The sequence below is a fragment of the Candidatus Methylopumilus planktonicus genome, from assembly GCF_006364715.1.
GTDB classification, from domain to species: Bacteria; Pseudomonadota; Gammaproteobacteria; order Burkholderiales; family Methylophilaceae; genus Methylopumilus; species Methylopumilus planktonicus_A.
The window spans coordinates 628418-645994 of sequence record NZ_CP040984.1; the positions used below are offsets into that span (position 1 = coordinate 628418).

A 17577-nucleotide genomic window follows, 5' to 3' on the forward strand; every position below is an offset into this window, starting at 1 on the left:
TATTATTTGTAATGTAAGATTAACCTAAAGAGGTTGAAAACCTATAAAGCTTATAATGAAAATTAGGTAAATTCCTATAAGATTTTTGTTCGACAACTGGGTCGATATAATACAAATATTTTAATTAGATGCTTAAAAAAAGAAATCGAGATAGGCTTATCTCTCCACAATTTCGAGCCTGCTAATAAATGCCACCTAATAAAGTTTATAGAACTAAAATCCAATTTTGCACCTTTTTGTTACATGCAATGTTGATTTTCTGATTAGTATATATAAACTGTAACGTAAAACTTATATTCTCTAATTCTTGTGGTTAGAAAACCAAAATTTTATAACTGCAGCTATGCTAAAAAAACGTAAATTAAAATATGTTTAAAAGATATAAAGACAATAAAGAAGATTTGGCGAGCTTAGATCTTACCTGAATGATTGAATTACTATTTACCTATTTAAAAATTAAAAAATGAAGGGCTTAAATTTACGTAATTATTATGCCTAAAAAAAATTATAAAAACATCAAAAAACATGTACCAATTTCGGTAATTATAATCACTAAGAATTCCGAGCATTCGATAAAAAAAACCTTGGAATCTGTTACTTGGGCAAATGAAATAATAGTAATTGATTCAAACAGCAGCGATCGTACCGTCAAAATTTGTAAGTCATTTAACTCCGTAGTCAAAAAATCGTTGAATTGGCCAGGTTTTGGTGCCCAAAAAAATAAGGCACTTTCGCTCGCCAAAAACCAGTGGATTTTATCTATAGATTCCGACGAAGTTGTTTCAAAAAGTCTTGCTAAGGAAATTAAGAGAGTTGTGAGATTGAATCCTATGGGCTTAGCTTTTTATATCGAAAGGATTAATTTTTTTTGTAATCAGCAAGTAAAATATAGTGGTTGGCAAGATGATTATGTAATAAGGCTATTTCCAAAAAAAGGATCAGCTTTTACTAATGATCAGGTTCATGAGAAAGTTATTTTTGAAGGTTTTTTAAATAAAATTAATGGTCCCTTACTACATTATAGTTATAGAAATTTAGACGATGTTACAGACAAAATCCATAGATACTCTTCTGCATCAGCGAGAGATTTGATATATACAGAAAAAAAAATAACCCTTGCTTCAGCTTTTTGTCATTCTTTCTGGGCATTTTTTAAAACCTATTTTTTAAGATTTGGATTTCTTGACGGCAAAATCGGATTAATTATTGCTTTTATGAATATGGAAACAACTTTCTATAAATATATAAAAGCAATAGAACTTAAGAGTTATTATAATCAACCATAAAAAGATGAAGATGAGTTTCCTTGAAGATTTTCTCCCATATTAGTTTTTTATTTTTTAGTCGAATTCAACTAAAATTTGGTTTGCTTCCCTATTTTCAACATAGTATAGAATTTGCTAAACTTTACTCAAGCCAGATTAATTATTACAACAAAATCAAATCAAGTTTCATTATTAAAAATGGGATAATACTTTCTGATGCTTCTAAGCTTAAGAATAATTCTGCAAGGTTTTATGATTTTTATAACCTACTCATAAACTTCCCCACTTCATTTAAATTTCACTACGATTTATCTGATTTTCATAAGCTACCGAATACACCTACCTTGGTTAAAAATAGGCTTATTGATGTAAGAAATAAAAATTGTGTGCTATTACCATTAAATAGGCGGAGGCATTTTAAAATGCATATTGACAATTTTTGTTATGACGAAAAAATATCAAAGATAGTATGGAGGGGTGCTGCCTATAAAAAATGGAGAAAAGATTTTTTAGCTGCTACAGCAAGTTTAGATTTTTGTGATGTTGGATGTACTGGCAGATTTAGAAGTATTTACTCAAAGCCCTGGATGTCTATTAAAGATCACTTTAAATATAAGTTTATTTTTTCTGTGGAGGGAAATGATATTGCTTCAAATCTTAGATGGATATTAAGTTCTAACTCATTATGTTTTATGCAAAGACCTAAATATGAGTCTTGGTTTATGGAGGGTCTTTTGAAACCAGGTGTTCACTATGTTGAAATAAACAAGGATTTTTCAAATATAAAGAAATTATTTGAATATTATATAAAGCATCCAGATAAAGCTAAAAAAATTATTGCGAATGCAAATGCACATGCAAAATTATTCGAAAATCCTGACCTGCAATTTGAAATTGCTAAATATGTCTTATTTAAATATGGTAAAAAGTCCCATCAATTATAATTTTTCGTATGGGCAATCTCCTTATGTATTTCAGAAAAAGACTTTTAAGATGGTATGTATTAATTTGCAAGGCAGACTTATGTAAAGTAAGAAAAAGATCAACTGTTAGTAGCTCTAACAACCTAGCTTTCTTGAGAAAAGATAAGTTAATTTACTTTTAGATTTTGTTACGATATCTTTCTTTTGAAGTCAAAAAAAATTTCCCCTGACCTATTAACTAATTCATCTATTTTTTTGTCATTAGAAAGAATCCAATTCCCATTGTTTTTAATTTTAACAAGTTGTTCAGCGATTAATCTCTCTTTTTCTTTCTTGTCGTATAAAATTCTTTTTGATTCCCACCGCTCTTTTCCAATATTCATGAAAGAAAGACTTCGTTTAAATATATTTTCAAAACGTACTATCGGCTTTATTCCTCTAGTTATAATTCGATCTGTGTATTGTGGAGAGTAATTTACATCAATAGATTTGCACCAGTCATCCCATTTGAATGAATATATGTGATAACCACTTGAGACTGGAAGCCATGGTTTTCTGAATAAGTCTGCAATGATTGCTCCATGGAGAGCCTCGGTAATTATAAAGTCACAAGACTTGACTTGTGAAATGAATTTCTCAATTTCAAACCCTCTTGTTGAAATATATTCCATATTTGCATAACTAGATATAGTATTGTAATCAGCTTGCTGGTCTGATGTATGATGTGGAATATATCCAATTTTCTTACTTTTTCTTAAAGCGATATTTTTTAAATTAGTATGAAGCATTAATGCAGCACCATCTATTAATGATTTTTCGCTGCATCCCCATTGTTTGGCTGTTAATGGGCCCCGAACAAAATGAAATTCAAAATTATGTCTTTTTAGCCAATCTTTAGGGTTGCTATTTAAGGCGCCAGATCCAAAAACATGAATTTTCTCTATATTTGATGCAATACGTTTATCTTGAAGAGTTCCTATTCCTAAAATTGCTTCATTTGATGGAAGGTCTTGGATATTTGGCAATAAAAGTTGCCAAATATAGTCGTTTAAATTGTCACCAAAATTACCACCTTTAACTTTGAAATGTATTACTTCCATATTTAAATTCCATTTTTTTAAAAGATAGTTTTTTGAATTTTTAAGAAGTAGTATTTTTTAATCGGTAGTAATTACAAATAAAAAATAAATTTTGTAAAAAATGGCTCCCCGACCTGGGCTCGAACCAGGGACACACGGATTAACAGTCCGTTGCTCTACCAGCTGAGCTATCGGGGAATTATGAAATTATATCTTAAAATCTTTAATTTTAGATTGAAATTGCACGCTTTATTCTTGCCATTGCCTCGATAAGATTTTCCATAGAAGTTGCAAATGAAATTCTAAAAAAACCATTTAAACCAAATGCAGATCCGGGCACTACCGCAACACCTTCTTTTTCTAATAAGTAGTCAGCCAAAGCAAGATCCGTTTTTTCTTTCAAAACCTTTTTATTAAATAAATGTTCGATGGCTTTTCTTGCGTCAGGGAAAGCATAGAATGCGCCTTCAGCTTCAATGCAAGATAAACCGGGGATTTCATTAAAGCTTTTTATAACATAAGCATGTCTTTCTCTAAAGGCCTTAATCATAAGATCCATACAGGCCTGATTTCCTGAAAGAGCAGCTTCGGCAGCAACCTGGGAAATTGAGGTAGGATTAGAAGTCGATTGTGATTGAAGTATTTCCATGGCTTTAATAATATAACTAGGCCCCGCTGCGTAACCTATGCGCCAGCCAGTCATCGAATATGCTTTAGATATACCATTCATAACCACACATCGATCTTTTAATGCTGGGCTTACATTTAGAATATTATAGAAGGGCATATCTTTTAATTTGACATGTTCGTACATATCATCAGTGCCAATTAAAATATTAGGGTGTTTAATAAGAACGTCAGCAAGTGATATCAATTCTTCTTTTGAATAAACAGCCCCTGTTGGATTTGAAGGTGAATTTAAAATTACCAATTTTGTTTTCGGTGTAATTGCTTTTCCAAGTTGTGATGCGGTCATTTTAAATTTTTGTTCAATACCACATTCAACTATGATCGGTTTTGCATCAGAAACTAAAGCTATATCTGCATAAGATACCCAGTAAGGTGCTGGAATAATAACTTCATCACCAGAGTTTAAAACTGCAAGACAAAAATTAAAAATACATTGTTTACCGCCTACACTAACGATAACTTCGTTAAGCGCGTAGTCGAGATTGTTGTCGCGCTTAAACTTTTCAATAATTGCTTTTTTTAATGAAGGAATACCTGAAACTGGTGTGTATTTAGTGAAACCATTGTCGATTGCTTTTTTTGCAGCGTCTTTAATATGTTGGGGTGTATCAAAATCAGGTTCACCAGCTGCAAGTCCAATAATATCCTTGCCTTCTGATTTATAGCGAGCAGCTTTTGCCGTAATAGCAAGCGTTGGAGATTCTTTGATACGTCCGACACATTCAGATAATTTGATGGAAGACAATTTTAATCCAAGGGTGATTAATGTATACCCCTATTTTACGCAAAAAGAAGTTGAGTTGAAATAGACTTTTAATCTATTCACAAGTCTTAGAGCACCCAACGAGCTTGTAATAGTAATCAAGTAGCTCAGGATTGATTTTAGAAATTTTTTCTTGAATCATCTTGATTTCCTTCTTATCGTCTTTAGATTTGGCAATGAAACCCAACCTCAAAAGTGCATCTGTATTTTGGTCATCTAGCAAGACTGATCGGCGATATGCTTTTTCAGCTGCGCTTAGGTCATTAAGATTCTCATTTGCCAAACCAAGCTCGAACCAGGCTTCGGCATTATTATTTTCTTTTTTTGTCCACTCTAAAGATATATTTAATAGTTTTTTCCAGTCTTCTTTAATAGTTGGAATTGCTATTTGAAGGAAGAGTGGTTTTTTATCCTCTTCCTCTTCCCATAAGGCTTTACCGACAACTGGAAAGGTAGTTTCAGTCGGTTTATTTTTGAGCACATTTAGCCATTCAATGGGGAGGGCATAGTAAAAAGAATTTTTTCCGGAGGTTTTAAAGGTGTTAATACCGACAAGCCTTCCTGCTGTATCAAATAAGCCGCTTCCAGAGGCACCCATTCTAAATTGGGCTGTACTTAGAATAACTTTGCCTTGATCTAGATCGTAGGTCGATTTTACAACGCCTGCTGAAGTTAAGGCCACAGGAGCGCCACTCGAGTGCCCAATAGCAATAACTCCTTGACCTTTTTTCAGATCAGTACTTTTACCTATTAAAGCTGGTTTATTGGTCATACCAAAAGTAGTGACTAAACACAAATCATGCCAATGATCTACTTTTACACTTATTGCTGAGTAGGTTTCTTCTCCTTGAGATACCCAAGGTTGTTTTGTTTTTCTTAGTACATGACAATTAGTTATCACCTGATTATCACCCACCACAACACCTGATCCGTAAGCAAGACCTCCTGCATCGTTATAACCCCTAATCATGACAACGCTAAAAAATGAACTCATTAATTGATCTTTATCTAATGACCATGCATTTCCCGAATAGAAAAAGGCGCTGACGAGGATAAAGGATATAAATTTAAAGAATGGGTTCATAAGATGAATTTAAAAAGTATAAAATTAAATGACTGGATGCTGCATTAAAAGTTCTTATTAGTTTTCACATATTTTCTTTTCTAAATCTTTTTTTAAGTAGAATATCACTATCTTGTTACTTACATTCCCAAATAGTCCCTATAAGTTATTTCAACCATTTTCTCCTGCTGGGGATCAGCCCCAGGCTATTGATCTTTTAACAAAAGGCATTGTAGATGGAAAGAAATTTCAAACACTTTTAGGCGTTACAGGCTCAGGTAAAACATTTACGATCGCAAATGTCATTGCAAGAATAGGTAAGCCGGCCATTGTTATGGCACCTAACAAAACATTAGCTGCACAACTTTACTCAGAATTTAGAGAGTTTTTTCCACATAATGCAGTGGAATATTTTGTATCTTATTACGATTATTATCAACCAGAAGCTTATGTGCCTGCGCGAGATCTTTTTATTGAAAAAGATTCGAGTATTAATGAGCATATCGAGCAGATGCGCCTATCTGCAACTAAGGCGCTCCTTGAGCGTGACGATAGTATTATTGTAGCGACAGTATCCGCAATCTACGGTATTGGAGACCCTGTAGATTATCAGGGCATGGTCATGCAACTTGTACAAGGTGAAAAATTATTACAACGTAATATTATTTTGCGGTTAGTGTCCATGCAATATGATCGAAATGATTTTGACTTTTCACGTGGTGCTTTTAGAGTCAGAGGCGATACAATTGATATATTTCCTGCTGAAAATTCAGAAACTGCAATTAGAGTGACTTTGTTTGATGACCTCATTGAATCCATTACGCTCTTTGATCCCCTCACAGGACAAATGTACAAAAAAGTTAAACATTTTACCGTGTATCCCTCGAGTCATTATGTGACGCCTCGAGACACAGTAGTGAGAGCTATCGAAAAAATAAAATATGAATTAAGGGAGCGTTCTGATTATTTTGTTAAGGCTAATAAATTAGTTGAGGCACAAAGAATTGAACAGCGCACTCGTTTTGATATTGAGATGTTAAATGAAATAGGTTTCTGCAAAGGCATTGAAAATTATTCGAGACATTTGTCAGGAAGAAATCCTGGCGATCCACCTCCAACTTTAATTGAGTATTTACCTAAAGATGCCTTAATGATTATTGATGAAAGTCATGTCACCGTGCCTCAGGTGGGTGGCATGTATAAAGGAGATCGTGCAAGAAAAGAAAATTTAGTGGGGTATGGTTTCAGATTACCTTCAGCGCTAGACAATCGACCTTTAAAGTTCGAAGAATTTGAAAAAACGATGCGCCAGTGTATTTTTGTATCTGCAACACCAGCAGACTATGAGGCTGCTCATACAGAGCAAATTGTAGAACAGGTAGCAAGACCTACTGGACTCATTGACCCTGAAATTACTGTGAAACCTGCAGATACCCAAGTGGATGATTTATTGAGCGAGATCAATCTTCGTGTTGAAAAAAATGAAAGAGTATTGGCGACTACTTTAACTAAGCGCATGGCTGAAGATTTAACTGATTATTTAACTGAGCATCAAATTAAGGTGCGTTATCTTCATTCAGATATTGATACAGTAGAACGAGTTGAAATTATTCGCGACTTAAGGTTAGGTAAGTTTGACGTTGTAGTGGGTATCAATCTATTAAGAGAGGGTTTAGATATCCCAGAGGTGTCATTAGTAGCGGTATTAGATGCAGATAAAGAGGGATTTTTAAGGTCTGAACGTTCACTTATTCAAACAGCAGGAAGAGCAGCCCGAAATCTAAATGGGCAAGTGATTTTCTATGGTAACAAGATCACAAGAAGTATGAAGAGTGCAATTGATGAAACCAACCGAAGACGCGAAAAGCAAATTGCTTTCAATCTGGAAAATAATATTACGCCAGTGGGTGTGATTAAAAAGATTAAAGATATCATTGAGGGCACCTTTGACAAGGCAGAGGCTGACCTTAATCGAGCCCTCAAAAAAGAAGAAGCTCGTTATGACCATCTTAATGAAAAGCAGATGGCCAAAGAAATTCAAAAAATTGAAAAGACGATGCAGACAGCGGCTCGCAATTTAGACTTCGAAAAAGCGGCTCAACTTCGAGATGAGGCAAAATTTCTTAAAGAAAGGCTTTACGGGGCAGGGCTTAAGGACCGAATTGACCTTTAAAAATCATTGATTTAATCTAAAAAACACCTATAATACTTGATCTTTCTACCTTGCTTTACAGTGAGTTGCATCACTGAAAGCTTTTAACCATAAGGAGATTTATATGCGACATTATGAAGTAGTATTTATCGTACATCCTGATCAAAGCGAACAAGTGCCTGGCATGATTGAACGCTACAGATCTCTAGTCACATCCAAAGGTGGAAAGCTCCACCGCCTCGAAGATTGGGGTCGCAAACAGCTTGCTTACATGATTGAAAAAATTCATAAAGCGCATTATGTGCTGATGAATATCGAATGCGACATTGAAACGCTTGCAGAATTAGAGCATGCATTTAAGTTCAATGATGCCGTGTTACGTCATTTGATTATGAGCACAAAAACAGCCGTGACTGCACCATCAATTATGATGAAAGAAGAAAAATCAAAATCAGTGCTTGATAAAGATGAGCGCGCTGCACCTGAGGTTGCTGTAGCTTAATCTAGATTGAATTGTTTAGAGATTTCTGGGGAAGTGTGCCATGTGGACTCGGTTCGTTATACACCCGCAGGAATACCAGCTCTTAATCTTACGTTAAAACATAGCTCGGAGCAGATTGAGGCAAATTTAAAGCGGACAATCAATTGTGAGTTAAGCGCAAAAATTATGGGTAATGATGCATTGATACCTTTAAAAATTGGCGACAGAATTAAAACAAAAGGGTTTATTGGAAATAAAAGCGCAAAAAGTAATCAGCTAATTTTCCATATTAATTTTATAGAATATCTATAGGAGTTTATGATGGCTAGAGAAATGTACAAAAGAAGACGTTACTGCAGATTTAGTGCTGAAGGCATTAAAGAAGTAGATTACAAGGATGTTGATTTATTAAAAGACTTTATTACTGAAAATGGAAAACTTATTCCAGCGCGTATTACAGGTACTAAAGCCATTTATCAACGTCAACTCAATATTGCGGTGAAACGCGCTCGTTTTTTAGCGCTTTTACCATACACTGATAAGCACTAAGGAGATTACAAGATGCAAGTTATTTTATTAGAGAAAGTAGCTAATTTAGGAAACCTTGGTGACATTGTTAAAGTTAAGGACGGCTTTGGTCGAAATTTTTTAATTCCACAAGGTAAAGCTAAACGTGCAACTGATTCAAACAAGGCTGAGTTTGAGGCAAAACGTGCTGAGCTTGAAAAGCAACAAGTGGTGCTTCTTGACGCAGCTAAAGAGAGAGCAAAAGCGCTTGCTGGCTTTACTCTATCTGTAACGCAAAAATCAGGTGTTGATGGCAAACTTTTTGGCTCGGTCACAAATACAGATATTGCTGAAGGCCTAACAGCTAAAAATATCAAGGTTGTGAAAGCTGAAATTCGCATGCCAAACGGACCACTTAAAACAGTGGGCCAACATCAAGTGACTATTGCTTTACATCATGATGTGACAGTTGATATTTCAATTGACGTGATTGGTGAACCTGCTTAATAAAAAGCAATCTATTTTTTTAAAGGCTGCCTAGAGCAGCCTTTTTTTATTCCGTTATAATTAATCCATGGCCGACGACATTCTTAATAACCTTAAATTACCACCTCATTCTATAGAGGCTGAGCAGTCCTTATTGGGCGGTTTGCTGATTGAAAATGAAGCGCTCGATAAAATCGCAGATCTTCTATCGCCAAATGATTTTTATCGTCAAGACCATCGTTTAATTTACCAACATATTATTAAGCTCGTTGAGCAAAATAGCCCAGCCGATATTGTGACTGTTGCCGAATCCTTAGAAAAAAATGCAGAATTGGTGACGGTAGGGGGTATTAGCTATTTGGGCTCCTTGGCACAGAATACTCCAACTTCTGCAAATATACGTCGATATGCGGAGATTGTTCGCGAACGTTCAATTATGAGACATTTAGTTGAAGTAGGGTCTGATATTGCTGATAGCGCATTTGCACCTCAAGGACGAGATGCGCAGCAGCTTCTTGATGAAGCAGAGGCAAAGATTTTCCAAATTGCTGAAAAAGAAAAACATGACCAATCAGGCTTTAAGGATATTAAAGAGCTCTTGCCCCAGGTAGCTCAAAGAATTGATGATTTATTTACCGCCGGTGCTAGCGACGTTACTGGAGTGCCGACAGGATTTTCAGACCTGGATGCTATGACTTCAGGACTGCAACCTGGTGACCTTGTGATCGTAGCTGGCCGCCCTTCGATGGGTAAGACCTCATTGGCACTTAATATGGCAGAGAACGTAGCCCTAGATACAGGGCTGCCAGTTGCCGTATTTTCAATGGAAATGGCATCTACCCAATTAACGATGCGTCTTTTAGGTTCGGTGGGTCGTTTAGATCAGCACAAGATGAGAACAGGACGATTAGAGGATGATGATTGGGAAAGATTAACACATGCTTTAGGCAGGCTTAATGAGGCACCTATTCATATTGATGAAGGGGCTGCTTTAAATTCTTTTGATATTAGAGCCCGTGCTAGAAGGCTCTCAAGACAGTGCGGAAAATTAGGTTTAATCGTAATCGATTACCTTCAATTAATGTCAGCGCCTGGTGGTCGACAAAGTGAAAATCGTGCAACGGAAATTTCTGAAATGTCACGATCATTAAAAGCACTAGCAAAGGAACTAGATGTGCCAGTCGTTGCATTGTCTCAGCTTAATCGAAGCGTTGAGCAGCGACCTGATAAACGACCTGTTATGTCAGATCTAAGAGAATCAGGTGCAATTGAGCAAGATGCCGATTTAATACTTTTCATTTACCGCGATGAAGTCTACAACCCCGATACACCAGACAAAGGTGTTGCAGAGATTATTATTGCAAAACAAAGAAATGGCCCTATTGGAAGAGTAAAGCTAACATTTTTAGGCGAGTACACACGCTTTGAAAACTTTGCTAATCCAGGTTTTCAATCTTACGACGAATAAACTAGATGCGTCCTCTTAAGGTATTTGTTGATCAGGCCTCGCTGCGACATAACCTCGCTGTTGTTAAGCAATTAGCTCCTAAATCAAAAATCATGTCCGTAGTAAAAGCTAACGGCTATGGCCATGGCCTTATTAATGTTGCGCAAGGATTAAGCGAGAGTGATGGTTTTGCAGTGCTTGCTTTAAATGAGGCTATTGATTTAAGGGAGCATGGTTTTGAGCAAGATATTTTATTACTCGAAGGCGCATTTGAATCTTACGAAATTTCTATTGCAGCAAAAATGCGTTTTAATCTTGTAGTTCATAATCTTCATCAATTACAAATGATTGAAAAATTAAAACTTAATCATCCAATCGATATTCACTTCAAGATTAATACCGGCATGAATCGTTTAGGTTTTAATCCTAACGAAGCAAAAGAAATTCTTAAAACTTTACAAAACAAATCTCATTTTAAGTCAATCACACTGATGACTCATTTTGCAACGGCAGATGAGCCGAAAGGCGTAGATTGGCAATTGACTGTCTTTAATGATATCGCACAGCATTTTAATTTTTCTCATTCAGTTGCAAATAGTGCATCTATTGTGAATTTTAAAAAGACACATCTTGATTGGGTTCGACCCGGCATTATGCTTTATGGCGCATCGCCAATTAGGGGGCAAAAAAGTAGCGCATTTAATATCAAACCTGTCATGCAATTAAAAAGTAAAATTATTGCGATACAAAATTTATCTAAAGATGATTCAGTGGGGTATGGTGAAACTTTTAAAGCTAAAAATGATATGCGAATCGCCGTTGTTGCATGTGGCTACGCAGATGGATATCCTCGGCATGCACCAACCGGCACGCCTGTTTATGTAGAAGGAAAAAAAACATTAACCGTAGGAAGGGTGTCGATGGACATGCTCTATATTGATGTCACCAACATACCTCAAGCATCTATTTCAAGTGATGTTGAATTATGGGGAGAACATATACCTGTTGATGAAGTTGCAGAAAAAGCTGGCACAGTTGGTTATGAATTGCTCTGCGCTATATCGGCTTCAAAGAGAGTCCCTATAGAAATTATCCATGGCTAAAAATAAAATTGCGTACGTTTGTACTGAATGTGGCGGCCAATCAACCAAATGGCAAGGTCAATGCCCGCATTGTATGACTTGGAATACGATGGTAGAAAGTATTATCGAAGCTTCCGTGCCTAGTCGATATGCCTCTTTGACACAAACTTCAGAATTAAAAAAACTAAATGAAGTGAAAATGTCAGCTGTTTATAAAAGAACGACTTGTATCAGTGAATTTGATCGTGTGCTGGGAGGTGGATTTGTTCCAGGCGGTGTGGTTTTAATTGGTGGAGATCCAGGTATAGGTAAATCAACACTTCTCATTCAAGCACTTTCCCACATGACGAATGACAAAACTCAAACACCATGTAAAGTGATTTACGTTAGTGGAGAAGAATCACCACAGCAAATTGCTATGCGAGCAAAACGATTAGAGCTCGAGGTTTCAGATATTTTTATATTGTCTGAAATTAATTTAGAAAAAATTATTCAGTCAATTGAAAAAAATAAACCCGATTTGGTTGTTATTGATTCCATTCAAACAATTTATTCTGAAGAATTGCAGTCTGCTCCCGGATCCGTCACACAAGTCAGAGAATGCTCTGCACAATTAACGCGTATCGCAAAACAATTAGAAGTCAGTATGATTTTAGTGGGCCATGTCACAAAAGAAGGTTCTCTGGCAGGGCCTCGCGTATTAGAACATATTGTTGATACCGTGCTTTATTTTGAAGGCGATCAAAATTCAAGCTTTAGAATGGTACGTGCATTTAAAAATCGTTTTGGCGCTGTGAATGAACTTGGTGTATTTGCGATGACTGAAAAAGGATTGCGCGAAGTCACAAATCCATCTGCATTATTTTTATCGCATCATCATGAAGAGGTTTCTGGATCGTGTATTACTGTAACTCAAGAAGGTACAAGACCTTTGCTTATTGAAATACAGGCACTTGTTGATAATGCGCATGGGGCATCACCTAAACGACTGGGTGTAGGCTTAGAGCAAAATCGACTTTCTATGTTGCTAGCCGTGCTAAATCGACATGGTGGCATTGCATGTTTCGATCAGGATGTTTTTGTGAATGCAGTAGGGGGCGTTAAGATCACTGAGCCAGGTGTCGATCTTGCTATTCTATGCGCCATCGTTTCGTCATTTAAGGATCAGCCAATCAATCAAAAGACAATCATTTTTGGTGAGGTGGGATTAGCAGGAGAGGTGAGACCTATTCAAAGAGGTCAAGAGAGGATTAAAGAGGCAGCTAAATTAGGATTTACGCGAGCCATTATTCCAAAAGCAAATATCGCAAAACAGAAAATTGCTGGGATTGAGGTGTTAGGTATTGAATACCTATCTCAAGCTCTTCAATTACTCAAAGCATAAAGTTTACTTTTAAAGAAGCATGAAAGTATCACGAGTATTTTTCTGAGAGGTGGAAGCAACACTTTGCGATTGAGAGTTTGCTCTGGTTTATCTCTCTTAATTTCAAGAAGTAATGTTTCGTAAATTTTACCCATAAGTAGTCCTGGAATTTGCTGATTAAGATCTTCTTTAGGAAGTTTTTGATAGGCATTTTTATAAAACACTTCTGCGCGCGCAATTTGATGCATCAGCAGGTTTGATAAATTAATACTTTCATGAAATTTTAGAATTTCATCTTCAGATACATTAAATTCTTTGAGTTCGTCGAGCGGAATATAGATTCTATTTTTTCTTGCATCTTCTCCAATGTCACGAATAATATTTGTTAGCTGAAGGGCAATGCCTAAATCGTGAGCGTACTTCAAAGTCCCTTGGTTTTTAAAACCTAATATCTTTACACTCAATATACCAACCACCCCAGCTACTCTATAGCAGTAAAGTTGAAGCTGTTTAAAGTTTTCGTAGCGATTAAATTTTAGATCCATTTCCATACCGTCTAGCATTTCAATAAAATAGGCTTCATTAAGTTCATAGATATGAACAAACTTTAAAAGTGACTTTGAGACAGGGTGTTGAGGCGTTTCATGAAATAAACGATTAATTTCAGTTTTCCACCAATTTATTTTTGCAGTAGCTACTTCGATTTCCAAAGTCTCATCCACAATGTCATCAATTTCTCTGCAAAATGCATAAAGTGATATGAGCGCGTCTCGTCTTTCTTTGCTGATAAAGTAAAAAGCCCAAGTAAAATTTGATTTACTCTTTTTGACTTTTTCGTAGCAATATTCAATAGGGGTCATAGTGATCGCAGTGCAACTTTTAAAAAAATGAATATCCAATCTAATGTATTAATTTTAGGCGGGCTAATGAATAAATTACAGTTATTTCTTTCCATTCTCTTTAATAGTAAAAGTGCCGCATGTTCTATCATTTGTATTTCTATACCAAGCTTACCTTTTATAGCTTCTCCTAAACCTAATCCTCTTTGGAGGATTTTATAATTCCGCTTAACCCAATATTTTTTATACTTTACCCACTGACTTGTAAAGTTTCTTTGTTGTATATCTTCGATATTCAAATTAAATTTTTTCATTTCTTCTTTGGGAAAATAAATTCGGCCTTTTTCATAATCTTCCACAACCCCTTGGGCGAAATTAATAAGCGCTAATGCTGTGCAAATCGCGTTGGATTTAAGAATATTTTCTTTGTTATCTTCTTTTACAAGACTTAAAATGAGCTCACCTGCTGGGTTCGCAGCATCGTCACAATATCTGATTAAGCCACTAAATCGAGCATGTTGTTTATAATTAATATCTTGATTAAATGCATTAATAAATCTATATAAGTTATTGATTTTAAAACTATATTTTATATATAATTTTTGTAATATTTTAAAATACCCGTCGTTAATTTTTTGATTAAATTCAATTTTTTTAAGATGATTATTGAGGTATCGAATCTCTTTGGTGCGTTGTTGTTTTGACTTATTTCCTTCATCGGCAATGTCGTCACCAAGTCTAGCAAAAGCATATAAAGTGATGATTGCTTCTCGTAAATCTTTTCCTAGTACCAAAGTCCCTACGGTAAAATTTTCATAATGGTTTTTTGATTGAGTGATTTTGTAACGGCTGATTATGGATTGTGTCGGCTTCATAAGCTCTAGTATGTTATAGAATAGAATTCTTTAATAGATAAGGTGAGTTTCATGTTCGGTATTATAGGTGGTACTGGTCTAGCTTCAATCCAAGAGCTAAAAGTTGTAAAGCGGGAGCTTATTAGAACCCCTTACGGAGAGCCATCTCAACCACTTATTTTTGGAACTTTGTCAGGTAAAAATGTTGTTTTCTTAGCTCGACATGGTTCAGGGCATACAATTCCACCTCATGAAATTAATTATCGCGCCAATATATGGGCATTACAATCAGTTGGTGTTGCAAGGATAATTTCAGTAGCAACAGTTGGTGTGATTGACGACAAAGTAAAGCCTGGGACTATTTGTATTCCGAACCAGATCATTGATTACACTTATGGACGAAAAAATACTTATTTTGATGGTGCTGAAATGCCTGTGAAACATATTGATTTTACTTATCCTTATGATGAACCTTTGAGAAAAGTTATTATTAATATCGCTCAATCTTCTATAAATACATTAATAGCTGGTGGTGTATATGCGGCTGTTCAGGGCCCAAGATTAGAAACAGCTGCTGAAATTAATCGCCTTGAGAAGGATGGAGTAACTATAGTCGGTATGACTGGAATGCCAGAGGCTGTTCTAGCAAAAGAACTCAATATGGCTTATGCGGCTATATGTCCTATGGTGAATCACGCCGCGGGCAGGGGACAGAGTAAAGACGCTATTTCATTCTCTAGCATTAATGAGCTTTGTGATAATGATGTTTGCCGTTTAATGATGACGGATGTGGTTAAGTTGATTCAAGAAGTCGTTTTAAAAAATTAAATGGCTATTAGACAAGTATTAAAAATGGGGGATCCGCTGCTCTTAAACGTTGCAGAGCCGGTTCATGATTTTAAAAGCCAAGCTTTAAGAGATCTCATTGAGGATATGCAAGATACGATGCATGCTTTAAATGGAGCAGGTCTTGCAGCACCACAAATAGGTATTAGCTTAAGGGTTGTTATCTTTGGCGTAGAAAAAACACCAAGGTACCCAGATGCGGAAGAGGTACCTTATACGATTTTAATTAATCCAGAACTTACGTTACTCGATGATCAAACGGAAGAGGGTTGGGAAGGATGTCTTTCCGTTCCCGGCATGAGAGGGTTAGTGCCAAGATTTAAAAAACTCCGCTATCAAGGTTATGATTTGAACCACAATCCAATTGATCGCACTGTGAGTGACTTTCATGCGCGAGTTGTGCAGCATGAATGTGATCATCTAGATGGTGTGCTATATCCAATGAGAATTGAAGATTTGAGTAATTTTGGATTCTCTGACGTTTTATTCCCCGATTCAAACCTTCAAGATGATTAAAGGTTATGATAGAATTCTCGCTCCGGAAGAGTGGCTGAGCGGTTTAAGGCAGCGGTCTTGAAAACCGTCGAGGGTTCATCCCCTCCGTGAGTTCGAATCTCACCTCTTCCGCCAAATCAATATCAGTTTTTATAATCTAAATCATTTAAAATCAATAGGTTACACACTAATACACTGAATTTTTAAAGTGTATTTTTTGCAATTTTGTCCACAATTTTGTCCACTTTAGACTAAAAATTTTGATATTTCTTCTACTTAATCAAGTTGGATACCTATTATTGATATGTATCAAATTTGTCAATGATTCTTCAACCTCTGTAAGTTGATAAACAGAAAAAGAGTGATGATTAAGTTAGCGTATTAATTTATAACGATAGAAGAAAAGATATCCTGAATTGACTGTGAGTTCTATCTTGTCTAGGTCGACACTAAAAATTTAAGCAGTTCACGATAAATTAAGAGTCCGCTGCTCTACCAACTGAGCTAATCCCCCAGGAACGGATATTTTACAGTAATTGTCTGGGTTGCAGAAGCTTCAAGGCGGGGGATTTTGCTAGTGGTGGAATAGGGGTGTGTTTGTAAGTGCTGGTTTTTTTAGTTCAAATTTCTCTAATAGCCGTGCTAATGACTTTATAGGATGAGCGTAGCAAAAAGATTGATAGTGCTAATCCCACCACGATATCTGCCCAACCACTCTGTGTAAACCACACAATAAGTGATGCAATGATGACAGCAATATTATTTGCAATATCATTTCTTGAACATTCCCAAACAGATGACATATTAATATCTTGATCTTTGTGTTTTGTAAGCAAATACAAACAAGTTAAGTTTCCTACTAATGCTATTACTCCAGCAATACTCATGATTTCAAAAATGGGTGTCGTATGGTCAATGATGTTCTGAATGACTTGTGATAAAACAAAGAGCGCACCTATTAAAATTAATATCCCTTTAAAAAGTGCTACACGAGCTTTAGCTTGATTACTTTTGTAAATAACAAATAGACTTAATACATAGGTGATTGCATCTCCTAAATCATCTAAGCTCTCTGACATAAGACCTGTGGATTGAGCAATCAAGCCTGAACTAAAAACAACAATAAATAAAAAGACATTAATCGCTAAAACGATTTTTAATGTTTTAGACTGATTCACTTTCATAGCTTCAATAGCACAGCTTTTATTTTCGCAGCAATCTGACATTTCTTATCTTATTAAG

18 protein-coding genes and 2 tRNA genes are annotated in these 17577 nt (G+C 35.8%); 13 read left to right on the forward strand and 7 right to left on the reverse strand.

The features are described 5' to 3' along the window. The first annotated feature begins 491 nt into the window (after positions 1-491). Positions 492-1286 carry a glycosyltransferase family 2 protein gene (locus tag FIT63_RS03400; protein WP_140006569.1) on the forward strand — a complete coding sequence of 265 codons (795 nt, stop codon included), beginning with the start codon at positions 492-494 and terminating at the stop codon, positions 1284-1286. Positions 1287-1687: 401 nt separating this feature from the next. Then, complete coding sequence (locus FIT63_RS03405) at positions 1688-2209, forward strand: glycosyl transferase family 90 (RefSeq protein ID WP_140006570.1); 522 nt, start codon at positions 1688-1690, stop codon at positions 2207-2209. A gap of 167 nt (positions 2210-2376) precedes the next feature. Here FIT63_RS03405 and FIT63_RS03410 read toward each other — a convergent pair whose 3' ends face one another. The 4 genes from FIT63_RS03410 to FIT63_RS03425 form a co-directional block, all read right to left on the reverse strand. Further along, a complete protein-coding gene (locus tag FIT63_RS03410; RefSeq protein WP_140006571.1) occupies positions 2377-3288 on the reverse strand; it encodes a polysaccharide pyruvyl transferase family protein in 912 nt (303 codons plus the stop codon). Positions 3289-3389: 101 nt separating this feature from the next. Continuing rightward, positions 3390-3465: transfer RNA gene (locus FIT63_RS03415), tRNA-Asn, on the reverse strand. Between the two features lie 31 nt (positions 3466-3496). Then, complete coding sequence (locus tag FIT63_RS03420; RefSeq protein ID WP_140006572.1) at positions 3497-4702, reverse strand: pyridoxal phosphate-dependent aminotransferase; 1206 nt, start codon at positions 4700-4702, stop codon at positions 3497-3499. A 73-nt stretch (positions 4703-4775) separates the two neighbouring features. Beyond that, complete coding sequence (locus FIT63_RS03425; protein WP_223259947.1) at positions 4776-5714, reverse strand: trypsin-like peptidase domain-containing protein; 939 nt, start codon at positions 5712-5714, stop codon at positions 4776-4778. Positions 5715-5916: 202 nt separating this feature from the next. Between FIT63_RS03425 and uvrB the strand changes: the two genes are divergently transcribed. The 8 genes from uvrB (at position 5917) to radA (ending at position 13322) form a co-directional block, all read left to right on the forward strand. Continuing rightward, entirely contained in the window at positions 5917-7956 is a 2040-nt protein-coding gene (gene uvrB, locus FIT63_RS03430; RefSeq protein WP_140006574.1) for an excinuclease ABC subunit UvrB, read from the forward strand. Positions 7957-8059: 103 nt separating this feature from the next. Continuing rightward, the gene (gene rpsF / locus FIT63_RS03435; protein WP_046487989.1) at positions 8060-8437 is read left to right on the forward strand and encodes a 30S ribosomal protein S6; all 378 of its coding nucleotides are present in this window, start codon (positions 8060-8062) and stop codon (positions 8435-8437) included. 42 nt (positions 8438-8479) lie between these two features. Next, on the forward strand, positions 8480-8728 hold the full coding sequence (locus tag FIT63_RS03440) for a primosomal replication protein N (RefSeq protein ID WP_420886447.1): 249 nt from the start codon (positions 8480-8482) through the stop codon (positions 8726-8728). 9 nt (positions 8729-8737) lie between these two features. Continuing rightward, on the forward strand, positions 8738-8965 hold the full coding sequence (gene rpsR, locus FIT63_RS03445) for a 30S ribosomal protein S18 (protein ID WP_046487999.1): 228 nt from the start codon (positions 8738-8740) through the stop codon (positions 8963-8965). Positions 8966-8977: 12 nt separating this feature from the next. Then, positions 8978-9430 carry a 50S ribosomal protein L9 gene (rplI, locus tag FIT63_RS03450; RefSeq protein WP_139867652.1) on the forward strand — a complete coding sequence of 151 codons (453 nt, stop codon included), beginning with the start codon at positions 8978-8980 and terminating at the stop codon, positions 9428-9430. A gap of 67 nt (positions 9431-9497) precedes the next feature. Next, positions 9498-10877 (forward strand): replicative DNA helicase, encoded by a 1380-nt coding sequence (gene dnaB / locus FIT63_RS03455; RefSeq protein ID WP_140006576.1) that lies wholly within the window; start codon positions 9498-9500, stop codon positions 10875-10877. A gap of 5 nt (positions 10878-10882) precedes the next feature. Beyond that, the gene (alr, locus tag FIT63_RS03460) at positions 10883-11959 is read left to right on the forward strand and encodes an alanine racemase (protein ID WP_140006577.1); all 1077 of its coding nucleotides are present in this window, start codon (positions 10883-10885) and stop codon (positions 11957-11959) included. Continuing rightward, entirely contained in the window at positions 11952-13322 is a 1371-nt protein-coding gene (radA, locus tag FIT63_RS03465) for a DNA repair protein RadA (protein WP_140006578.1), read from the forward strand. Before alr ends, radA begins: the two co-directional genes overlap by 8 nt. On the opposite strand, the gene hpnD is transcribed toward radA, so the two are convergent. Further along, a complete protein-coding gene (gene hpnD, locus FIT63_RS03470; RefSeq protein WP_140006579.1) occupies positions 13304-14161 on the reverse strand; it encodes a presqualene diphosphate synthase HpnD in 858 nt (285 codons plus the stop codon). The genes radA and hpnD overlap by 19 nt on opposite strands. Next, a complete protein-coding gene (locus tag FIT63_RS03475) occupies positions 14158-15015 on the reverse strand; it encodes a squalene/phytoene synthase family protein (protein WP_140006580.1) in 858 nt (285 codons plus the stop codon). Before FIT63_RS03475 ends, hpnD begins: the two co-directional genes overlap by 4 nt. A gap of 51 nt (positions 15016-15066) precedes the next feature. Between FIT63_RS03475 and FIT63_RS03480 the strand changes: the two genes are divergently transcribed. The 3 genes from FIT63_RS03480 to FIT63_RS03490 all read left to right on the forward strand — a co-directional run bounded on the left by FIT63_RS03480 (position 15067) and on the right by FIT63_RS03490 (position 16470). Then, positions 15067-15822 carry an S-methyl-5'-thioinosine phosphorylase gene (locus tag FIT63_RS03480; protein ID WP_140006581.1) on the forward strand — a complete coding sequence of 252 codons (756 nt, stop codon included), beginning with the start codon at positions 15067-15069 and terminating at the stop codon, positions 15820-15822. Next, positions 15823-16356, forward strand: coding sequence for a peptide deformylase (gene def / locus FIT63_RS03485; protein WP_140006582.1), 534 nt, complete (start codon positions 15823-15825; stop codon positions 16354-16356). A gap of 24 nt (positions 16357-16380) precedes the next feature. Then, positions 16381-16470, forward strand: a tRNA-Ser gene (locus FIT63_RS03490). A 485-nt stretch (positions 16471-16955) separates the two neighbouring features. Here FIT63_RS03490 and FIT63_RS03495 read toward each other — a convergent pair. Next, positions 16956-17561 (reverse strand): cation efflux transmembrane domain-containing protein, encoded by a 606-nt coding sequence (locus tag FIT63_RS03495; RefSeq protein WP_139870182.1) that lies wholly within the window; start codon positions 17559-17561, stop codon positions 16956-16958. Positions 17562-17577 lie beyond the last annotated feature (16 nt).

Coding starts and splice junctions, on each gene's coding strand:
- FIT63_RS03480 (WP_140006581.1), top strand. CDS start 15,067: ATGTTCGGTATTATAGGTGGTACTGGTCTAGCTTCAATCCAAGAGCTA.
- rpsR (WP_046487999.1), top strand. CDS start 8,738: ATGGCTAGAGAAATGTACAAAAGAAGACGTTACTGCAGATTTAGTGCT.
- FIT63_RS03400 (WP_140006569.1), top strand. CDS start 492: ATGCCTAAAAAAAATTATAAAAACATCAAAAAACATGTACCAATTTCG.
- hpnD (WP_140006579.1), bottom strand. CDS start 14,161: ATGACCCCTATTGAATATTGCTACGAAAAAGTCAAAAAGAGTAAATCA.
- FIT63_RS03475 (WP_140006580.1), bottom strand. CDS start 15,015: ATGAAGCCGACACAATCCATAATCAGCCGTTACAAAATCACTCAATCA.
- def (WP_140006582.1), top strand. CDS start 15,823: ATGGCTATTAGACAAGTATTAAAAATGGGGGATCCGCTGCTCTTAAAC.
- FIT63_RS03495 (WP_139870182.1), bottom strand. CDS start 17,561: ATGTCAGATTGCTGCGAAAATAAAAGCTGTGCTATTGAAGCTATGAAA.
- FIT63_RS03425 (WP_223259947.1), bottom strand. CDS start 5,714: ATGAGTTCATTTTTTAGCGTTGTCATGATTAGGGGTTATAACGATGCA.
- FIT63_RS03410 (WP_140006571.1), bottom strand. CDS start 3,288: ATGGAAGTAATACATTTCAAAGTTAAAGGTGGTAATTTTGGTGACAAT.
- rplI (WP_139867652.1), top strand. CDS start 8,978: ATGCAAGTTATTTTATTAGAGAAAGTAGCTAATTTAGGAAACCTTGGT.
- FIT63_RS03405 (WP_140006570.1), top strand. CDS start 1,688: ATGCATATTGACAATTTTTGTTATGACGAAAAAATATCAAAGATAGTA.
- dnaB (WP_140006576.1), top strand. CDS start 9,498: ATGGCCGACGACATTCTTAATAACCTTAAATTACCACCTCATTCTATA.
- rpsF (WP_046487989.1), top strand. CDS start 8,060: ATGCGACATTATGAAGTAGTATTTATCGTACATCCTGATCAAAGCGAA.
- radA (WP_140006578.1), top strand. CDS start 11,952: ATGGCTAAAAATAAAATTGCGTACGTTTGTACTGAATGTGGCGGCCAA.
- alr (WP_140006577.1), top strand. CDS start 10,883: ATGCGTCCTCTTAAGGTATTTGTTGATCAGGCCTCGCTGCGACATAAC.